The following is a 20,701-nucleotide window of genomic DNA, read 5'->3' as shown; positions in this document are numbered from 1 at the left end:
TTTTATCACTGGTACAGACACAGATGTAGGAAAAACAGTTATAACAAGTGGAATTGCCGCTGTACTTAAGGTTAAAAAGCTTAGATGCAGATTCGATTCCTGTAAATCACTACGGGCGGAAGTCCATGAGATGCTATTAGACTTAGGGATTGAGGTTGATAGTGTTGAAGAAATGAAGGCGAATATAGCTACAGGAAAATAACCGATGAAGAAAAGCGCATCTTTTTTTTATACTTTAAGGTTAAACCTTTTAAAGGATTATAGTATAAGAAAAAACTAAGGCTTTCGCCATTAGGACATGGCGATAAGCAAAGTTTTTCTAACTCAATACAAAGGAAGTTTAGGAGGTAGAACATGATTAATCAAAGTACGGATAGATTTACATTTGAAATAACTAAAAGCCCGTATTCTTTTTATGAGGAAATTCGCTCAATACATCCGGTGTATAAAGGGAGTTTTTTAAAATATCCTGGATGGTACGTAACTGGATATCAAGAAGCATTAACCATCCTTAAAGATAACCGTTTTCAAACTCGAATTCCACTTCCCGAGACAACGAAAAAGTATGAAGTCTTAAAAAATATCCAAAGCCATATGATGCTTTTTAAAAGTCCACCTGATCATGGAAGGTTACGTATGCTTGTCAGCCACAAATTTACTCCTGCTAAAATTGAAAAGTGTCGTCCATTTATAGAAAAAATAGCAATAAATTTATGGAATAGCCTAAAGAATAAGAAGAAAATAGATGTGATTTCCGATTTTGCATTTCCTTTTGCCAGTCTTGTGGTTGCAAAAATAATAGGGATACCAGATGATGATAAAGATATTTTTCGTGAATGGGCATTGAATTTGATTCAATCAATCGACTTTACACGTTCAAGACGATCCATTGTTGACGGAAACAATACAACATTGGAGATGCTATCATTTTTTAAAGATCTGATTAAAGAAAGGAGGAAATCTCCTCAGGATGATCTAATTAGCGAATTATTACATCAAGAAAAAGATAGGAAACTAACGGAAGAAGAACTTTTAGCAACTTCTGTGTTACTTGTGATTGCTGGACATGAAACAACCGTCAATTTAATAAGTAATTCACTCTATTGTTTATTAAAATACTCAAAAGAATGCCATAAGTTGATTGAAAATCCTCTTCTTATTGAATCAGCAATAGAGGAATGCTTACGATATGAAAGTCCTACTCAAATGATGGCTAGGATCGCATCAGAGGATGTTGAACTTAACAAGGTTCAGATTAGAAAAGGTGATCATGTGTACGTCCTTATTGGAGCAGCTAATCGAGATACTAAACAATTCTCAAACGCGGATGTCTTTGATATTACAAGAAACCCAAATCCTCACCTTGCATTTGGGTCAGGTATTCATTTCTGTTTAGGTTCTGCTTTAGCGAGGTTAGAAGCTCAAATTGCGATACAGACGCTTTTACAAAACGAAGTAAATATCCGTCTAGAAACCCAAGAAGTCGAATGGAGAAAACTGGTAGGATTTAGAGCTATGAAAGAAATGCACGTACATATTGATGATCAATCAAAATATTAAACAAATCATTATGCGGAAACCATCTTACCTCTATCGAGTAAGTTCTATATGCTTATAAAGCGATAAATCATCAATTATCTAACTCAGTTTCCCAGCTAGGTAGATCAACACACTAGATGTCCATGTATGCGCAAAATCTCTCAATCCTGCATGGAAATTCTCTGCGAATCCGCCATGTTTGTATAGCTCTAGGAATCTCCACGCCACATCTTTTGCGAGCTCAAATTCCCCGGGAGAGCCAAGGGGATAGGTACGCCTAGTAGTATCCGTCCTCCAAACTTATTTGCTTTTTCTAATATTAATACTTTCAAATTAGTTTTAACTATAAAATTTGCTGCAACGTAACCAGCTAATCCACCACCAACAATGACAACATCCCATTTTGGAGTCAGCGACATAACCTCCTCTTTATTCATTCACAAATCAAGACGATAAAGGGTTTTGAAAAAAATTGGTTTAAGTTAAAGTACAAGATTCTGGAATAAGTCCGAAACATAGAGCATAACAATTCGTAAAGAAAATCATAAGAAATTTTAAGGAAAGGATAAAATTGTGAAACGATCAAATAGATACATTTTTTACAATGGGAAACTATTCATCTAAGGAAGGTCCATAATATTTTTGATAGTGTCGACTTTCTGGACAGAGGCCTAATCATACTAAAGTATCTGCTTTATCTTACCTTTTTCGATTATATATTTATAAAAGGTAGGTATTATAGGAGGGGATATGTTGAGGAAGAGTACAAATTCAGGTAAAAGGTCTGCAGTAATTGCTGGGGTGTTATTAATAGCTGGGATCGTTGCAGGTATATTTAGTGTTGTTCCTGTTATAGATGGAGCAGACTACATAGCCAAGGCTTTTACATTTGAAAACCAGGTACTAATAGGAGCTTTTTTCCAGTTGTTAATGGTTGTTGCTTATGTTGGTATTCCTATTTTGATGTATCCGATTTTAAGTAGGCATAATAAAGGTTTAGCTCTTGGATCTGTTGCTTTCGGAATTATTGCGGGTGTGTTCATTATAATTGGTGTAATCATTCTTCTGTTGCTATTGACACTAAGTCAAGAATTTACAAAAGTCGGAACGGTTGATGTATCCTATTTTCAGTCCTTAGGTGGATTGTTACAGACAGGACGTGATTTGGTGAACCATGTGGCAACGACACTGGCATTTGTTTTGGCTATGCTATTGTTGCACTGCATATTTTACCAAACAAAACTAGTACCACGTTTGTTGTCAGTCTGGGGTATTATCGGATCAACATTGTCCATATTTGCAAGCTTATTATTTATGATTCACTTCATCGGTCTAGATACAACCTATATGATGTTGAACATTCCGATAGCTTTTCAACAATTGGTTTTGGCTATATGGCTAATCGTTAAAGGATTCAACACAACGGTACTGAATTCTTTAACAATTAGGGCTTATCAGGAAGAAAGGTAAGCCAAAACATAATTAACGATCTTCAGCTACCTTATAATACGATAAGGCTGGATTGTTGAATGATAATAGGTCACTTTTGACCCATAGTGTGAATAAATATCTTCTTCCTATTTTTGGGGAATAAAACAGATTCAAGTATTAATAATTTCAACAAATAATTGAATTTCATTTAGGATGACTTCTCTTAAGATAGGTGATTCAAATAAAATATATTCTTCAAATAATTCACATAAATGTTTTATAAATAAAAAAAGTTCAAAATCATCTATCAAATTATCACCTCATGAATCATTATGATTGAGTTTAGAGTTATTTGAAAGATGTATGACAAAACTTCTGAGACTTTGACAATGTAATAAAAAACTCGACAATAATGAATGACCGATTGCTAATTTGAGAGAAACTTAGTTATAAACAGTTGAGATATCTCCTTATGCTTTCATAAGCCAATCCATTTATCGATTGTAAATGCGTTGTTAGTCTATACATGTATTCTCAAAATGAATAGATGTAACATAACAGTATCCCTCTGATTAATTGTTCTATTTGAATTTAATCATAATCATAATTCTCTTGTACTATTTCTTCATTCAAGAATAACTAGTAAAAAATGTTTGAAACAAGATAGTGAAAATCACCATGAATACAGGTCTTAAAGAATTGGGGATTTACATAATATGGAAATAAATAAAAATTATTGATTTCTATAAGATAAGGTTTTTGTCCAAGAATATATATCAACTCGATTGCCAAATTCAGAGCATATGGAACATCTTTAATGAATATGATATAAAGTTTAAAAGAACCAGTGAACATTGGTATCATAATTTAAAAAGGTTGTGAAAAACGGATGACCGCACAAATTATTTGGCTAAGCAAAGGAAAACCAAAAACACTCATACATAGAGGAGGAGAATATCGTTCTGGGATTTCTAAAGACCAGGTTGAAAGGTTAAAGGTAACTTTCGAACGTGTGTTAGATGATGATGTTGAAAATCATGAGTTTCATGGTGGATCTGAAAGAGTCATTTGTGTATACCCTTATGAACACTATACATATTTTGAAAAAATCTATAGTACAACACTTCCAAAAGCTGCGTTCGGTGAAAATCTAACTGTTACAGGTATGCCAGAAACTAATGTATGTATTGGTGATATTTATAAAATAGGAAATACCATTTTACAGGTTTCGCAGGGACGCTTTCCCTGCTCAACCATCAATAAACATACATCCATCAATACTTTATTAAAGAAAGTTGTGGAAACGGGCTACACTGGGTATTTCTTTCGTGTTTTAGAAGAAGGAACAATCACTATTCAATCTGAAATAAAACTTCTAGAAAAGCATCCTAAACGGATGTCGATTGCGGACATTCACCATACGTACTTTCATGATAAAGATCTTTCGGAAATCGAAAAGATACTCTCTATCGATGAACTTTCTCTTGAATGGAAAAATCGCATGATGAAGCTTTATAATCAAGTTCATACAAATTAAAATATATAGTAATTTATTCATGAAGAGGGCGCGTTTATTTTTTGAATTTATTTACTATTAATTGAGTTTATATTAAACTACTGCTCCGAATGCCAAAGCTATTTCTTCTCTGATTAATGGGCTTGATTCAGACAGTGAACAAATTATTGAAGCTGGTTCTGGTGAGCAATTGGATTTATCAGCAATGGACTTCTTAACAGGACCACATACAGTTAGAGGTTCATTTACTGGACAAACAAAGGAAATCCAAGATGCCGTTAACTTCGTGTTCTCTGTTATACGACCAATGATTGAAACTTTTCCTTTAGAACGTGCTAACGAAGCATGTGAAAAGGGGAGTTGTCTTATTGGTTAGGCTGTCTTTATAACAGCGTGCACAGAGAATATAAAGAGTGATAAAGAAGAAGGAAGCAAGCATGTCAATTTTCTCTATAAAACTTCTCTACTAACTCACTTTGATCCACATGTTGATTCAAGTTATGTTCCTTTAAGAGCAGGGATTACAGAAACGTTAGTGAAATTAGACGAAGAAAACATAACAATTGCACCTTGGCTTGCTGTGAGTTGGAGTGGGGAAGATGGAATTAATTGAGTCATTGATATTCGTATAGGAATTACCTTTCACAATGGAAAAAGATGGATGCTGATGCAGTTAAGTTATCTCTTCAACGCACTTAAAGAAAGTGTTGCGATTCAAAATGCATTGAAAATAGATTCGATTGAAGCAGATGGATATACATTACATATCACCATAAAGCAGCCCATCGAGTACATCAAATGACGATGAATATGGAGCGTAAAAGCTTGCAGGGTGTAAATGTCCGCCGAGCTGTGAATTCGCTGATGCCTGTTTCACTTTGTTCATAAGAGGGAGCAAATGGCAATGATGGTAAAATGGTCCGACAGCGGGTTCTGCATACCCTAACAATATGGTGTCAACAATTTTTTGGCGGTCTAGAGAAACAACTATAAAATATTTGGAGGATGCGGGCTACACACTTAAAGACGGTAAAATGCAAAAAGATGGTGAGCAGCTATCATTCACTCTCTTAACCTATAGCGCAAGTATTTCAATTCGATGCAAAACAAATCGGAATTGATGTGGAAATCCGTCAAATTGATACTCCTGAAGATTATATGGCGTCTAATCGTGATTGGGATTTGGCTACATATAGTAATTTAACAGCTCTCCGCGGGGATGCAGGTTACTATTTAAGTACTACGTATCATCCAACTGGTGGTCTTAATTTCAGTGGTACCGAGGAACCTGAATTAACAACAACTATTAATTCAATTGTTGCCTATAACGAATATAAAGTAACAAATTGGGTTACCACACGCAGTGAATATTACATGATTTCCAATTAGCTGAATGTGAAGTGAATGTTTCGAATTATTGCAGGTGAATTTTTTGAAGTTCTGCTTTTTATGTTGTTTCTTACAATCGTTAGTTTTTTTGTCCGGCTGGCTCCTGGAGATCCTGTATTAACGACTTTAAATGTAGTTGCACGCTTTTCGGCATAGCCTTCCTCCTCTAGTCACAGTATTTGGGGTTAGTTTAGGAATCCTGATCGGAGGGGTAGTCATCATTTGAAGATTCCTTGTTAAAGTAAAGGGGATAAAGGTAGAAGAAATAAATGATTCTTCTACCTTTATCAGCGTTTTGAAAATTTAAAAAAGCCCTGTAGAAATTTCTCTACAAGGCCCCTTTACTTATGCTCTAATGAAATAACCCGGACTCTTTCGATTTCTTCATCAAGGCTTTTGTCTTCTTACTTAACGGACCTTTAAGGAAGGTTCCAATTAACAAAGCAATGAACCCAAATAGCGTTAGAGACATTAGATCTCTATAAACTCTCTCCCAAACAATGCCTCCAACGGCTTCTCTCATCAAATCAATCGCATATGAGAATGGTAAGAACGGGTGAATGGTTTGAAAGAATTCAGGGAGTAATGCTACAGGGTACGTTCCTCCTGCACCAGCAATTTGCAGCACAAGTAGCACAATAGCCATTGCCTTACCAATATCCCCAAATACCGAAACTAATGTATAGACCACTAGGATAAATACTAAACTACACACCAATCCAAATAGGATAAACCACACTGGCTCTGCGATATCCACTCCCATAATGAAAATATCTCCTGATGTCACCACAAGTGTTTGAACAAAACCGATGCTTATAAAAGTGAAAAGTTTACCAAAATAGATTTGTTTTTCGGTAAATTCATCTGAATTATGGACACCTGTAGCTAATAGGGAAATTAACAATAGGGCACCTACCCATATCGCAAGCACGGTATAAAAGGGAGTCATGCCTGTTCCATAGTTTGCGATTGGAAATAAGCTGTTTTTATAGAGTTGAACAGGTTCCTCAAAGAATCCCTTCTCTGCTTCAGGATCATTTTGCAGTAACTCAATGATTTCATTAATGTCTGTTTCCCCTTGGATTTCTCGAATCCGATCTGCTAATTGTTTTACCTTATCGTTGATATATGGATATTCCCCTACTATATTCTTAAGCGTTTCTTCTCCTTCACCCAAGTTTCCTTCTGTATTTGCGAGGATTTTTTCTACTTCTGGCAGTGTAGATTGGATTTCAATTATGATCTCCCTGGCATCCTTCAACGTTTTCTTGGCATTGGCAACTTCCTGTATGACAGTTGGTTCGATGTTTTCATTATATTCTTTAACAAATGCATCAATTTCATTTGCCGTAGTAGCTGATCTTTCCTGAAGTTGAGCGATCAAACCATCCACTTCTTGTTGTTTGTCAGAAAGAAATGTATTGATCTTTTGGCCGCTTTCTTGAATTGTCTGTAGTTCCTTCTTCAAAAAAGCTAATTGTTCAAGAGCCTGATTGATTTGTTCTCGATTCTGACTTGTACCTTGATCATTATTATTGTTCTGCTCTTGAAGTTGCTTTAGTGATGCCTCTACTACTGCTATATTCTTAACTGAATTAGCTATCTGCTCATTGATCTGATCACTTATTTGCTTTCCTTGGTTCAGGTTAATATCAGAAGATTGCACAGTACTGATAAAATCGTTCACTTTCGTCGTCATACTATGTACTTTCTCTAGATCCTTTCGAACCTGAGGAGCAATTGCATTTAGTCGATTCTCAGCCTTCTTCAAAATCTCGCTGGATTCATCTATCGTTTGCAATCCATCGTTAGTTACTCGTTTTGCATCAGGAACAAGTCCTTGTGCCTTATCAATAATTCTTCTGGCATTTTCCGCATCTGACAAAGATTCATTTAATAAGGCATGAATCTCAGGTAGCTTTTCTTCCATTTGAAATACATATTCTTCAAATCGCTTGATATCAGGAAGATCCTTTTCAATCTCTAGGCCTAATTCATTAAACTTATTAAAAATAATGCCGTTTACAGTTGAGATAAAGTTACTCGTAATTTTATCGACAATCCCGCCTGCACCAGATTCTGCGATTTTAGGCGCTATAGCATTGATTTTTTCGTTCACATAATATTCAACTTCCGCCTTTTCAGGGTGATCTTTAATAACGGTTCCTAACTTCTTAGAGAAATTTTCTGGAATTACGATGACGGCAAAATAATCTCCATATTCCACCTTTTCCATTGCTTCTTTACGCTCAACAAATTGCCAATCCATATCATCATTCTTCTTCAGTCCTTTGACGATCTCATCCCCGATATGTATTTCCTTATCACGAATCATAGCCCCTGCATCTTCATTCACAATCCCTATTGGAAGCTGATCCGTTTGACTATAGGGATCCCAAGACGCTTCAATGTTAAACCAGGCATATAAAGAGGGTAATAACGTCAAGCCTCCGATTAATATAGCAGCAACCCAATTGGTAAAAATGTTTTTAATATCCTTTTTAAAAATATTCCACATATTATTCATCCTAATCTTCAAGTTTTAATTTTTGATTTCTTGAATAATCCATTATTTATTCAAGATTTAAGTATAGCATTGTCCAAAATCAACAGGTAATATTTAAAGGAACATTTTACTGTGAAAAGATGGATTTAGAAACTGTTAAGTGACAAAAAGGGTTGTTCAATTTAAGGGCCATCGGGGATCTCCTTTAGACGAACGCAAATGGAAGTCAGGTTAGCTGGAATGAAAGGAATATGGATAAATCGTAAGAATAGAGAGGTACACGATGATGTAAAAGTACATAGTCTTAAAAATATAGATGAGAACTGTTATTAAACTTATTACCTTGATTTCGAGTCTTCCAGAAAAGGGGCGATATCTGTAATAAGATAAGTTTCCATTTTTTTCGGGATGATTTCATCTGTTTTAGGTATATTTTTAAAAAGAAAACGGAAATTTGGTTGGGGATGTATCCTTATATCGAATATCTCGAGGTTCACTCCAGAGATGTTTAATTGGTGATTCATTGGACAAACAATACAATGACAGAGGTCTTTAGTAGGGGGGAGAATAACGTACGGGATCAAGGTTCAACCTGCTCGAACGTCCTACCCCGGCTACCTAAAGAATAATCTATAAAAAATAGGCCAACCAGAATATATAAAGAGGGTAACTATTCATTTTGTTAAGTTAGCAAAGCAATTGCATCTTCTATGTATCAAATATAGTCATTTTAATGCTTATATTTGATATTTTGTTCAATGTGTATTTTTACTTCAATGTGTTCTATAGAATCTTTATCAATTGATTTAATTGCACTTACGTCCCATTTTTTTAGGTGATATCGATATGTTTTTTCACTTATATTTAACAAATCTGCATTTATTTCTTCACTTTTCTCCATCGTCTTTAACAATTCCCTTTTAATTTTCTTTTCTAATTCTTTTTTAATTTTATCTATACTAATATTTTCCTCATTTTGAATCAGTACTGCATTGGCTTTTACAATTAAGTGATAGGAAGGTTTAAAGCCATTTACTACTTCAATTGTTCTTTTAGGGTTCTGTATGATTATACTTACTTTTTCGTCATAGAGGGATAGAGGGATGATAGAAGCTTTTTTAGAAAACCATTTTAAGCCAACTAGTTCGTTTTTATTTACCCATCCTTTGTATTGTTTCTGTGAAATGACAAATCCCCCAGTAACAACAGTAATATTTTTCTTTTTTTCATCCTCTGAGTAATGAGTTTTATTCATTTCTAATGAAGGTATGATCTGAGTACCAACTGGCTGGTAATAGGTCGAGATAAATTTATTATACTTTTCAATGGGAATAAATAAGTTATATTTAGTTAAGGCTTTGGGATTATGGATGATTGTATATTTAGATGGGAAATTAAAAAAGCTCTCACTTGTTAAAATTTCTTTAATATCCTTTTCTGTACCAAAAAGCCATAGATTGTATCTAAGTAAAGAATTTTGTCCAATAAATTCGATGACGGACTTCATTTGCTCCTTTATAAGAATTTCACTTAAAAGAATGGATTCAACATGCCCGTAGTAGAGCGGTAATGCTGACATTTGTACTAATTTGCTTAAGGCAGACTGTATTGTTTTTCCTTTAGCTTCCCCAATCAATATGGGGGAGGCTTGCTGCAGAGAAGATGCGCCTTCTTGTTTCGCGATATTGGCAAAATTCAAGGCTTGAATATAGACGATAAATTCTCCTTCCGCGTAATCTAGTCCTAAAGCTGTAATATAAGTTTGACTTTGTATTTCTTTTGAACCCCAGCACCCAGTAAGAAGAAAAATCTGACTGCTTATCATGATAATAAATAAAATCTTTTTCATACATTACTCCTTTTGACTATCGCTATCAATAGGTTGGTATGCTTGATTTCGCTTCTTCATAAATCGATAAGGCAGCTTCAACATATTTTTAATGATATCTGCTGCATTGGGTTTGGATAAATACGACATATATGGCTGACCAAAGCTTTCTAATGAAACCACGTTTGTGAGAATGAGAAAAAAAGAAATAAAGAAGCCATATAATCCAAATAGTCCTGAAAAGGCAAAAACTAAAAATCGCAGAATCACGATATTGCCTGACATGGTTTGATTACTTAGGATATAACCTGATATTACTGTAACTGCAACAATGACCAAACAGGATGGAGATGTTAACCCTGCTCGAATCGCAGCATCACCAATAAATAATCCGCCTAAAACAGCAACAGTCTGTCCAACAGCCTTAGGTAGGCGAACACCTGCTTCTTTAAATAATTCAAATAAAACAAGCATAATAAAGACTTCCATTGGTGCAGATATAGGCAAGCCTATTCTAGAAGCAGATATTGTTGCGAGAAGTGCATAAGGAATTTGATCAAGTTGAAAAGTTATTAACGAAATATAAAAACCAGGTAAGAATATCGTCGTAGATATAGCTAAAAACCGCAGGACACGGACCATACTAACGTAAATAAAACTATCATGTGCGTCTTCTGGTGAAAATAATAGTTGATTTAAATTTGCGGGTCCTATTAAGCAAGTCGGATTTCCATCTACTAAAATCACAAATCTTCCTTGTGTTAAGGATTGAACAGCGAAGTCTGGTCTTCCTGAATTCTCCAACAAAGGGAATGGAGAAAAAGTTTTGTCATATAGAAATTCCTCAATTTCATAACTGCTAGCGACACTATCTACCTTTATTGAATCTAATCGTTTTTTGACATCTTCAAGAATAGAAGGATTCAAAATATCATTTATATAAAGTAATAAGATTTTCGTTCTGCTTCTTTCGCCAAGTGTATATTCAATACTTTTTAATGATGATGTTTATAATCTCTGACGGATTAATGCCATATTATCCGATATATTTTCTACTAATCCATCTCTTGGTCCTCTAATTGAGGATTCCATGTTAGATTCTTCAGGACCTCGTTTTGGAAGATTTGACACGGGTAGAAAGTAAAGTTCGTTTAAATGATGATTAAATATGATTAATTCACCTGAAAAAAGTTTTTCCTCTGTTTCTGTTTTAACGTTATGTATATCTTTAAGTTTACTGGCCTCCAAAACATTATTTAACAATTCAAAATCTAAGTGCCCGTTCTTTTCTATGACTTCATTAATTGTTGGGAAAATAAACTCATTAATAAATTTCATATCTACTAATTGAGGACAATACAAAAAATCCAAAGTATGATCTTGGTAGTCCCTCGTTTTTATCACGGTATCAGAAGAACCTTCAAACCAAATTTTCAATTGCTCTATGCTGACGACTTTTTTATTAGGTTGAACTTTCTTCATGTTGATCACCTTTCAAATGAATGATTAGTAAAAAAAACAGCAGCGTGCAAAATTGAAAAATAAGGCTTAATGGGAAGAAATAATTTTGTAAAAAGTAAAAAAATGAGGTGGCATTCCAAGGAATGCATGCACCAATGATTAATAGTAAATAAAGGATTGGAAGCCCCCATTTTTTCTTTTTGTTTAATAAAAATAGTTTGTCTGCTATAAATAATGATAAGCTTATCCGAACAAATGCTCCAGAGAGCCATTGAAAGATTGAAAGAAAATCAAGACGAGTAATGTGCTGGCTAATTTCCAACAGCTTCCACTGCTCATAAGCTGGATTCCTCATTTTTACTGCTTCTTCTGGACCAAATTGTGAAATGGCTCCTACAAGTGGACCTAAGATTAAAAACACAAGAATGATCCCAACCAATATAAGCCATTTAATCTTTAATCTGTCTTTCATATAGGACGTTAAAAACAAAAGAAAGATCATTTCAAACAAACCAGCACAGCTATATACTAAACCTTGAAGAAAATCTGTGTATCCATTCTCAAATATCGGAAATAACAGTTCATAATTCTTATTTTTCGAATTTCCGAATCCTACTAAAAATCCAAAAAATGACACTATTGGAAATACTAGAAAAGCAATCGTGCTTATCGATCGTATACCTTTTGCAGACCCATAAAAGCAAATGAGAGCGAATAACAATACAATAACAAAATTAGGGACCTCAAAAGTATAATTAGCATTTGTCCAAAAAAATGTAAACTTAAGAGTTATAAAGGCAGAAATCAGAAAATAGGATCCGAATACAATTGAAAATATTATAAAAACCCCAGATTGATTTAATTTTCTTTTAAGTAAAGAGATAATATCATCATGAGTATTAAACTTTTTATAAATATAAAAAACAAGTAGAATCCAGAGGATAAATGGTATCGTACTGAAAATGACACTTAACCAGGCATCCCTGTTAGAGGTTGATAATAAAGCAGGGATAATTAGAACATGTACCATGAATCCTGTAGACATAATAAATAATATATAAATATGAATAGCTTGAATCATCTTTTGATTCATGGGAAACCACCTTAAATTCAACTTATTACTTGCATAGTTTAGCCTCGGAACTGAAAAAAATGCACGAGATTGTAATAAATTGATTAAATAGTTAAAGTCTGCAACAACAAGATGACATTTTATTCAAATCGGTATTTAGACTATGAACGAGTAATTTTTGAATTAAACCTATTTTATATAATATCAAATCGTTTCTTGTGTAATATTACCTAGAGTATTCGAGCATTGTATTATGTTTACTACTATTAATTGGGTTTCACCAAGGGAGAGACATAGTGACTAAAATGAAAATCCCGATAACAGTCTGTCCTAATCCATGTACTTTGATTGGTCTAACGGACAATGTGACGTTAAGCACTATGACAGTGAGGTCAGGCGGTGTCAACTGGGCCAATACAGTTTTCCCCATACAGCGCATAACCAGAATTACTAGACCAAAAAGTAAAATTTCAAAATGACCGTCCGGTGCCATATCGGGAACAGTGGGGTAAAACACTAATCGTACTTAATATATATGGTAGCGTGATAACATCAACACCGATCGAGCCCATCTGAAGAACTGAACAGGGGGGACCGTTCTACGCCCAAGTCCGTACCTTCACTTTCTAGACTGGCAAGCTTGGCTACTTCAACGTAAATAACCATGTTGCATTTGCAAACACTATTGGAGATATTAATTTCTTTTTGCTCTTATTTATTCCACTTTCTGTATTGTTCTTCTTATTACTCACTAAACCCCTATTCCACCTATTTCAATGAAATTTCCAAGTGGATCTATAATCTAACAAAGGTTATTTTCACCAGCGGGTTGGAATTCCCCCATGATGAGTCTAGAGATATCGCACAGGATATAAATTTGGCAAGTGAAGGGTTGAAAGAAGCTGTTGAAAGAGGTGATTTCACGAAAGCAGCAAGGATCAGCTCGTAGTAAACTTGGCTCATGATCTACGTACGCCCTCACTTCTGTTATCTGCTATTTAGATTTAATTCTAAAGGATGAGAAATTGAATTAAGGAATGCTGCCAATAAAAAAATGATTTGATAGTCCTGTGTTTGAAAATCTAATTACAAATGCAAATCGCTACGGATATGGTGGGGAATATGTTGATGGAATACATTGATGCAAACGAAGCAGTGAAAAAAGAACAAACCTCTCTAAATTCCTATTTATTAAGGAATTTCATGAGAGGTTTGTTTTATAGGCTGCTCTTCGAAAAATATTTCCGAGTTTCTTCACGTATTTGTTTAGGTAAGACACGCTCCAGCTCATCTTTTAACCATGAAAGTGTTTTGCCACGCAAGAACTCACGCATAGTTTCTTCCGCAGAGAGCATAACTAAATTGATAGTGCAAGAGGAGGTGCCTGAAGAGCAGATTTTATCTCTATACAGATAACCATTATCTTTAATGTTTTTACATTGAAAAATTGGCTTAGTACCTTCAACTGCTTCAATTACATCCCAAAAGGAAATCTCTTCTGGAGATTTAGCAAGTTTATAACCACCCTTAACTCCAGGCACTGAAGTTACAATTCCGTCCTTAGATAATTTACTAAATATCTTTGATAGGTATGTTTCAGAGATCCCTTGAAAATGGGAAAGTTCCTTTATGCCAATGGGTGAATCCTCTGGATTATCAATTAAATAGACAAGGCAGTGAAGTGCATACTCAACTCCAATACTATACTGCATTAATAACACCTTCTTCATAAAAGAGAGATTTTATAGTTAATCTTAGAAATTTTTTGTTACCGTGTCAAACATATGCATTTGGTATTAATTAACATTAAAAGAGGTTTGACATAATAAACTATAAACCTTATTATGGATAATATCAATCGATGATTGGTTCTCTCCATAATTGTCACTTTAGTTCTATCTAAGGTTCAAATATGAATAGAATAAGTTTTTAAAGGAGGATTTATATTGGACCAAAGAATTGATTATTACAAGCTGGCACCAGAAGCAATTAAAATAATGATGGAAATGGAGAAGTATACGAAAACTACAGGTATAGACCGTAAACTTCGTGAACTTATAAAAATTAGGGCTTCTCAAATAAATGGTTGTGCATATTGCATTAACATGCATACAACTGATGCTAGAAAAATGGGAGAAACGGAACAACGACTGTATTGTATTAGTGCTTGGAGAGAGTGCACATTTTACACTGAATCAGAAAAAATAGCTCTTGAGTTAACAGAGTACGTGACTTTGATCCCGACAATGCGTGTGCCGGATGAGCTTTATCAACGAGTACGGAAACATTATGACGAGAGGCAATATATTGACCTTGTTCTAATAATTAATCAAATCAACAGCTGGAATAGAATTTCTATTGCGATGGGGAATATAGCAACTGAAAAATAATTATTCCTGAGTATTGGGGCGTTGATATAGCAACCGGCAATCCCAATAACTTATCTCAGGAATTTTTTTTAGAATATAACTTACCTATTAGTAAGTAAATATACTTTTAGAATTTCAAAACATGATTCGAATTTTAGTAATTATATTTTCGAAAGGGGGGATTACTAAAATTTAATATTATTTCTTTGCAAATATCTTTTAAATATATCTAATTCAATTTGCTCTTAAAAATATTTCGTGTATCAGCAGTAAATGGGTTATGATGGTTAATCATTTATTATTTATTTCTGAACGAACGTTCAACGCCCATTCGGTAAGCAAAAGCAGTCATCAGTACGGCTAGAGTATAAAATAATAATCCAGTATGAAAAGGGGAGTTCCAAAAATGATTAAAATGGAAAAGAAATTGTACACGGCTACTGTAAACGTTCAAGGTGGAAGAGATGGAAAAGCTGTTTCCAGCGATGAGAATCTTAATGTGGACTTGAGATATCCCAAGGAATTAGGAGGCAACGGAGCTGGAACAAATCCGGAGCAACTGTTCGCTGCAGGATTTGCCGCATGCTTCCAAGGTGCGATGGGCACTATTCTTAGAAAGAAAAATATTAAAGCAGAAGGTATAACAATTGATTCTCATGTTACGCTCGGCAAGGATGGGAACGACGGCTATGTACTGGCAATTACTATGGATATCACTATTAGAGGCTTAGAAACTAGCGTGGCTGAAGAAATCGTTGCAGAAGCTCATAAGGTTTGCCCTTATGCCAAAGCAACTCGTGGAAATATCGAAGTAATTGCAAACGTAGTTGGTTAATCAGGTCACAGAACGTCACATTACGGGTGATTACGTTCTACCTTTGAATTCGCTATCATAAGACCAAAAAGTAAAAGGGCAAAGAGAATCTTGGCTAACTTTATATTAGGAACGGGCGCATATCTTTAACAAGTTATGCGCTCTATTTTAGTAAAACATTTATATCATTATCTATGGGGATTTTTCGAAATCAATGCTTGTGAATCTCACTAGATTTTGTTTGACCTTTTTTAAAAAAATTATTCTTAAGCATTTTTATTATAAGAAGGAGTGGCAGATACACATAAACAAAACCAATTCCTACATTAGCAGTAAAATTGGTAAGATGATCAATACTTTTAAATTCTTTAAAGCTTATGGAAGCAATCATCTCTGCAATAAGTAAGAGTATTAAAGTCACTTTTGGAGGAATTGAAAAAGATCTTTTTACGATTCTTGTACATGCCCACATAGAAATACATATAGGGGATATTACCACTAAAAACCATATAAATATGAATACATATTCGAATCTTTCCAAGAAGGAAAATTTAACGATTTTCACCATCATAAGAGTTGGCCAAGGTAATTGTCGTAATACGTCTTGATTGAAGTACAAGAATGAAATTAAAGTTATTATTAGATATACAATGATTGTATACAGATTCCCCAGATACGCCCATTTAGAAATCTTTTTATTATTTGATTCCCTAATGAAAGGAAAATACATCAGTATCCATTCGAAACCAAGAAAAAGCAGGGAATAAGATTTAGAAGATACAAATAGTTCACTGAGGGAATGGCTGAAGGCTGGGAGTAAATAAATAATATTCGTATGTTTCATTGGGAAATATATTAAAAAGAAGAGAAAGAAAGGTAAAATAACTCCCCAGAAACTAAAGCCAGTTAAAGTACGGAATCCACTTGATATTACATAATAAAACGTAAGTCCGAATACTAAACAAAGTTGCCATGTATTTATTGTAGGGTACACCCAAATCTGTATTACCTCAATATAGGCGCGAAGAACCGTCAATGATGCCAACCAAAAATAAACCAATGCTAAGAGAGATAAAATGTTACCCATCGTTTTTCCAAAGCAATAGTGATGAACAGCTACTAAATCATTGGTCCCCCCACCTAGTAGCTTAAAAATGATATAGAGTATTATATGGGTTGTTACACCAGTTATTATTACAGAAATCCAAGCATCCTGTTCAGCACCTTTAATAACTTGACTTTGAAAATTTAAAATGCCAATGCCGGTTTGTGAAGAGTGGATGAGAAAAAAAGTGAAAAAAGCTGAAACTTGAAAATTTTTTTTTACTTCTACGTTCACTATTTTCCCACCCCAGTTTGTCTGACTACAATTTTAGTACTTACATCATAGGTCATGTTAGGATAAATCCTATCGTAAAAACTCTGCTTAGAAAAATTTCTGTGGTTGACTTTATACATTCTTCCTACACCTAAAGGATCTACACCATTTGATTGAAAATCCTTTAGAAGTAATTCAGCTTCGTTTGATATTGATTTCTGTAAAGCTTTATTAAATAATTTAAGATCCTCTTCCTTTTCCAAGTTGATCCACTCAGGCAAAGAATCAAGTTCTATATCTAAATTTAGGCTCACTTTTACTTGTTCCCTGAGATTTACCTTGACTTTATGTTTTCCTTTGATAGTTCTAACCCCAATATTAGCTTTGTGACCATTCATGTTGAGGGTAAAACTGTATACCCCCCGTTTATTTCTATCCGTCATTAATTTTAATAAGAATGTTTCTTTATCTGAAATCCTAAGTACTAATTTATCACCTTTAAAAATCCCCATTCCATCTACTTTAATATTTCCTTTAGAATCAACTATAAGATTAGGTAAAGACATATCAATTCCACTTCCAAAATACTGGTCATACATTACATGGAGATCAGATTCGGGAATTCCTTCATTTTCAATACTTTTATCAATTAAATTCATTAAGAATAGCGGACTCTTATTCAGGGTTTTACTTAGTATTAGATCTGGAGATCCATCTGTAATAACAATTCTTATAATACCAATTTTTGGATCTTTGCAGATCGTGTCTAATACGTCTGCTAAACCATCTCTGCTTAGTTTATCCCCAAATATTATTAACCTTACTTGACCTATTTCAAAGGGAAATTGAGACAGATGGCCAAGTTCTTCCTGTAGGCTAGATGGATTTTTTGCAGCAGCAGTGATTAAAGCAGGATTATTATTCTCGGCATAATTTGGATAGACAACACTTGCTTTTAACATATCTTCTTCTTTATCATATCCTACATTATGCATCAAAGAGACTTCATTTATAATATTGTGGGGTACACATCCAGCCAGGTTTAGAGATAAAGCAACAATAATAATTTTAACAAATGCGTTATTCGTCATTAATATCTTCCTTCTTTTTGTTTCCCTTTATTGGTGAATATTTAATTTTTTCTATAGGTCTCAAATAATCGGGCCTTTTGTTTAATTTATTATAAGGGGACCTTATAATACTATCCGCAAGACTATTACCACGAAACGGATGCAAAGGAACCATATAAGGAGATTCAAACGATTTTAATCTAAATAAATGACAAAGTAACACAGCAAAACCAATCATAATACCTAACCCGCCTAGTAAGGATGACATAATGATAAAGGGAAATCTTAATATTCTAATCGTGTTGGACATAACCATAGTTGGTGTAGTGAAAGAGGCTAAGGCTGATAAAGCGACAATAATTAATAATATATTACTCGTCAGTGCTGCCATAACTGCGGCCTGTCCAATAACAATACCTCCAACAATACCCAACGTTTGTCCTACCTTAGTAGGCAATCGAGCTCCTGCCTCTCTTAATAATTCAATTGTCATTTCTAAAAAAAGAACTTCCAATAACGGTGGAAATGGAACATTTGCTCTGGACTCTATTAGCGGACCTAGTAAATCTGCGGGAATAACCTCATAGTGAAACGTCACAACCGCAACATAAATAGAGGAAGAAAAGATTGAAAAGATGATCGCAAATATTCGTGTAAAACGAAAGAATGACCCAATAACCCAGTTATAATAATAATCTTCCGAGGATAGAAAAAAATCGAGTAGGGTAGCAGGACCAGATATTGCGTATGGTGAACCATCACTAAATATAACTACTTGGCCCGAAGTGAGAGTATAAGTAAGTCTATCTAGCCTCTCCGTAGTCATGTAAAGTGGAAAAGGAGTACGAGAATTATCTTTAATTATTTGGTCTATTACAGAAGTATCCCAAATAATATCAAAATCTATTTTAGAGAGTCTTTTTTTTACTGTTTCTATATGTTCTTCATTTGTTATTCCATCTAAATAAACAATGGTAACTCTTGTTTTTGACATTGTGCCAAGTACGAACTCTTCAGTAGTTAATAAAGGAGATTTTATCTTAGTTCGAAGTAAAAGAATATTGGTATCAAGACTTTCAACAAAGCCTAATTTTGGTCCGATTACATTAAACTCATTCTCAGTTTCATTAGATTCTCTAATCCCTTTAGATAAATTGCTTATGTTCACTAAAAGACAATCTTCAGAGGTATTTTCAAATTTAATTAGTACGTATCCTTGATAAATTTTTTCTTCGATTTCTTTTGCATCCTGAGTTCTAATTACATCTTCGAGAGGAAGGCTGTTTTTAAAATGAATAATATCTAGAGATGGGTCTCCCTTTTTTTCACAATCATTAATATATGGAAGAAATACTCGTTCCATCGTCTTGTGATCAATAAGTGTAGTGAAGTATAGAATGTATATCTGGACTCCTGAAACATTTTTTTTAATCTCTTTAAAATCAGATGATTTTTTAGCTCTATTCACTATTTCAGTAGGTGTTTGACTTTCTGTAGAATTCTGATCATTTTTTTTCTTTATCATAAACAAATGGACTCCCTAATATGGACTTAATGTCTTAATGCTTATTATTATTACTATCTAAAATTGTATTCACTTTATCGTTTTTATTATTGATGTTGACAAAGTAGTATTGTCAGCATCATGTGGATTAGAGAAGTAATCGCTAGATGGTTTGAAAAGTGGGAAGGGGATAAGATTCATTCTACTTGTTGAGACATTGGGATTTTGAACAGCTTGTAGGCGGTGTAAGAGTATAATTGTTAAGCTCAGCCTTGCTGCTTCATCAGGATCGCCAAGCATATTTGTGTTTCTTATTTGATGCAAGAAATCAATTTCATTGGCTGTTCGTTCTCATTTTTGGTCAATGGTAGGATTGCCTATCTTCACTGTTTTCACACGTCTTATCTCTCTGTTTCTGGATTGATCATTTTCTTGCTTCTCAGTGGAGCGGCCAGCTGAAGGCAGCTCTTTTTTATATGACTTTAACTATGGGGGTCCTTTAGAAAAAGTGCTATTTTTACAGCTTTTCGCATTTTCCAATCTTCAACAATCGGGCACAATCACAATTTAGGGTGTCACAATGTCTTTCACATTTCATCCATTCGTGTTTCTACTTTTGTATAGTCGTAAGGCTTCTTCTGTATTCCTTCTCGTTTGTGAAGGACGACCCGTGTGTTTACCTATCGATTTTGCTCTATCTCTGCCTACAGTTGTTCAACTATTACTTATCATTTAGTTTTCATAATACAGATTTTAAACAGCAAATATATTTTAAAAGAGCAGTGAGAACTGCACTTTTGATTGTTGAAGGTCTGATGTCAGCTGCTGTTGAATCACATAAGATGTTCCATTACAAATAAAGTTGTTTATTAACTCTGTTAAGG

At 34.3% G+C, this 20,701-nt stretch carries 15 protein-coding genes and 3 pseudogenes; 9 read left to right on the top strand and 9 right to left on the bottom strand.

The genetic code is table 11. The features are described from left to right. Nucleotides 1-4: 4 nt before the first annotated feature. Nucleotides 5-70 (top strand): annotated as a pseudogene (locus F0342_RS25380) (hypothetical protein); the annotation flags it as partial. A gap of 284 nt (nt 71-354) precedes the next feature. Further along, nucleotides 355-1,560 carry a cytochrome P450 gene (locus F0342_RS10715; protein WP_149155917.1) on the top strand — a complete coding sequence of 402 codons (1,206 nt, stop codon included), beginning with the start codon at nt 355-357 and terminating at the stop codon, nt 1,558-1,560. A gap of 188 nt (nt 1,561-1,748) precedes the next feature. On the opposite strand, the gene F0342_RS10710 is transcribed toward F0342_RS10715, so the two are convergent. Then, nucleotides 1,749-1,958: an NAD(P)-binding protein gene (locus F0342_RS10710; RefSeq protein ID WP_262481699.1), complete on the bottom strand. Its 210-nt coding sequence runs from the start codon at nt 1,956-1,958 to the stop codon at nt 1,749-1,751. 331 nt (nt 1,959-2,289) lie between these two features. Between F0342_RS10710 and F0342_RS10705 the strand changes: the two genes are divergently transcribed. The 4 genes from F0342_RS10705 to F0342_RS25635 all read left to right on the top strand — a co-directional run bounded on the left by F0342_RS10705 (nt 2,290) and on the right by F0342_RS25635 (nt 5,875). Further along, on the top strand, nt 2,290-3,009 hold the full coding sequence (locus tag F0342_RS10705; protein WP_149155916.1) for a DUF4386 domain-containing protein: 720 nt from the start codon (nt 2,290-2,292) through the stop codon (nt 3,007-3,009). 850 nt (nt 3,010-3,859) lie between these two features. Further along, entirely contained in the window at nt 3,860-4,507 is a 648-nt protein-coding gene (locus tag F0342_RS10700; protein WP_149155915.1) for an MOSC domain-containing protein, read from the top strand. A gap of 646 nt (nt 4,508-5,153) precedes the next feature. Beyond that, on the top strand, nt 5,154-5,288 hold the full coding sequence (locus tag F0342_RS25375) for a hypothetical protein (protein ID WP_262481698.1): 135 nt from the start codon (nt 5,154-5,156) through the stop codon (nt 5,286-5,288). 356 nt (nt 5,289-5,644) lie between these two features. Next, nucleotides 5,645-5,875: a hypothetical protein gene (locus tag F0342_RS25635; RefSeq protein WP_316252600.1), complete on the top strand. Its 231-nt coding sequence runs from the start codon at nt 5,645-5,647 to the stop codon at nt 5,873-5,875. 352 nt (nt 5,876-6,227) lie between these two features. Here the strand turns inward: F0342_RS25635 and F0342_RS10675 are convergent, their stop codons facing one another. From F0342_RS10675 to F0342_RS10655, 4 genes and pseudogenes are all read right to left on the bottom strand, one after another. Further along, nucleotides 6,228-8,393 (bottom strand): YhgE/Pip domain-containing protein, encoded by a 2,166-nt coding sequence (locus F0342_RS10675; RefSeq protein WP_149155914.1) that lies wholly within the window; start codon nt 8,391-8,393, stop codon nt 6,228-6,230. A gap of 718 nt (nt 8,394-9,111) precedes the next feature. Next, nucleotides 9,112-10,230, bottom strand: coding sequence for a Ger(x)C family spore germination protein (locus F0342_RS10670; protein ID WP_149155913.1), 1,119 nt, complete (start codon nt 10,228-10,230; stop codon nt 9,112-9,114). Nucleotides 10,231-10,233: 3 nt separating this feature from the next. Beyond that, nucleotides 10,234-11,691, bottom strand: a pseudogene (locus F0342_RS10665) (spore germination protein). After that, a complete protein-coding gene (locus F0342_RS10655) occupies nt 11,672-12,763 on the bottom strand; it encodes an endospore germination permease (RefSeq protein WP_149155910.1) in 1,092 nt (363 codons plus the stop codon). Before F0342_RS10655 ends, F0342_RS10665 begins: the two are co-directional and overlap by 20 nt. Before the next feature lie 663 nt (nt 12,764-13,426). Here F0342_RS10655 and F0342_RS25370 point away from each other — a divergent pair. After that, nucleotides 13,427-13,770: pseudogene (locus F0342_RS25370) on the top strand (vancomycin resistance histidine kinase VanS); the annotation flags it as partial. 189 nt (nt 13,771-13,959) lie between these two features. Here F0342_RS25370 and F0342_RS10645 read toward each other — a convergent pair. Continuing rightward, nucleotides 13,960-14,454, bottom strand: a complete 495-nt coding sequence (locus F0342_RS10645; protein WP_149155909.1) for an Rrf2 family transcriptional regulator — start codon at nt 14,452-14,454, stop codon at nt 13,960-13,962. Nucleotides 14,455-14,688: 234 nt separating this feature from the next. Between F0342_RS10645 and F0342_RS10640 the strand changes: the two genes are divergently transcribed. Next, nucleotides 14,689-15,132 (top strand): carboxymuconolactone decarboxylase family protein, encoded by a 444-nt coding sequence (locus F0342_RS10640; protein WP_149155908.1) that lies wholly within the window; start codon nt 14,689-14,691, stop codon nt 15,130-15,132. Nucleotides 15,133-15,517: 385 nt separating this feature from the next. Next, the gene (locus tag F0342_RS10635; protein ID WP_149155907.1) at nt 15,518-15,946 is read left to right on the top strand and encodes an organic hydroperoxide resistance protein; all 429 of its coding nucleotides are present in this window, start codon (nt 15,518-15,520) and stop codon (nt 15,944-15,946) included. Nucleotides 15,947-16,136: 190 nt separating this feature from the next. Here the strand turns inward: F0342_RS10635 and F0342_RS10630 are convergent, their stop codons facing one another. The 3 genes from F0342_RS10630 to F0342_RS10620 are packed head-to-tail and all read right to left on the bottom strand — an operon-like array spanning nt 16,137 to nt 19,838. Beyond that, nucleotides 16,137-17,264, bottom strand: a complete 1,128-nt coding sequence (locus tag F0342_RS10630) for a GerAB/ArcD/ProY family transporter (protein WP_149155906.1) — start codon at nt 17,262-17,264, stop codon at nt 16,137-16,139. After that, complete coding sequence (locus F0342_RS10625) at nt 17,264-18,334, bottom strand: Ger(x)C family spore germination protein (RefSeq protein WP_149155905.1); 1,071 nt, start codon at nt 18,332-18,334, stop codon at nt 17,264-17,266. The genes F0342_RS10630 and F0342_RS10625 overlap by 1 nt, the downstream gene beginning before the upstream one ends. After that, a complete protein-coding gene (locus F0342_RS10620; RefSeq protein ID WP_149155904.1) occupies nt 18,324-19,838 on the bottom strand; it encodes a spore germination protein in 1,515 nt (504 codons plus the stop codon). Before F0342_RS10620 ends, F0342_RS10625 begins: the two co-directional genes overlap by 11 nt. Nucleotides 19,839-20,701 lie beyond the last annotated feature (863 nt).

It is taken from the genome of Bacillus sp. CH30_1T (assembly GCF_008364765.1).
GTDB lineage: Bacteria > Bacillota > Bacilli > Bacillales > Bacillaceae_B > Rossellomorea.
This window is presented reverse-complemented; position numbering and strand designations above follow the sequence as displayed.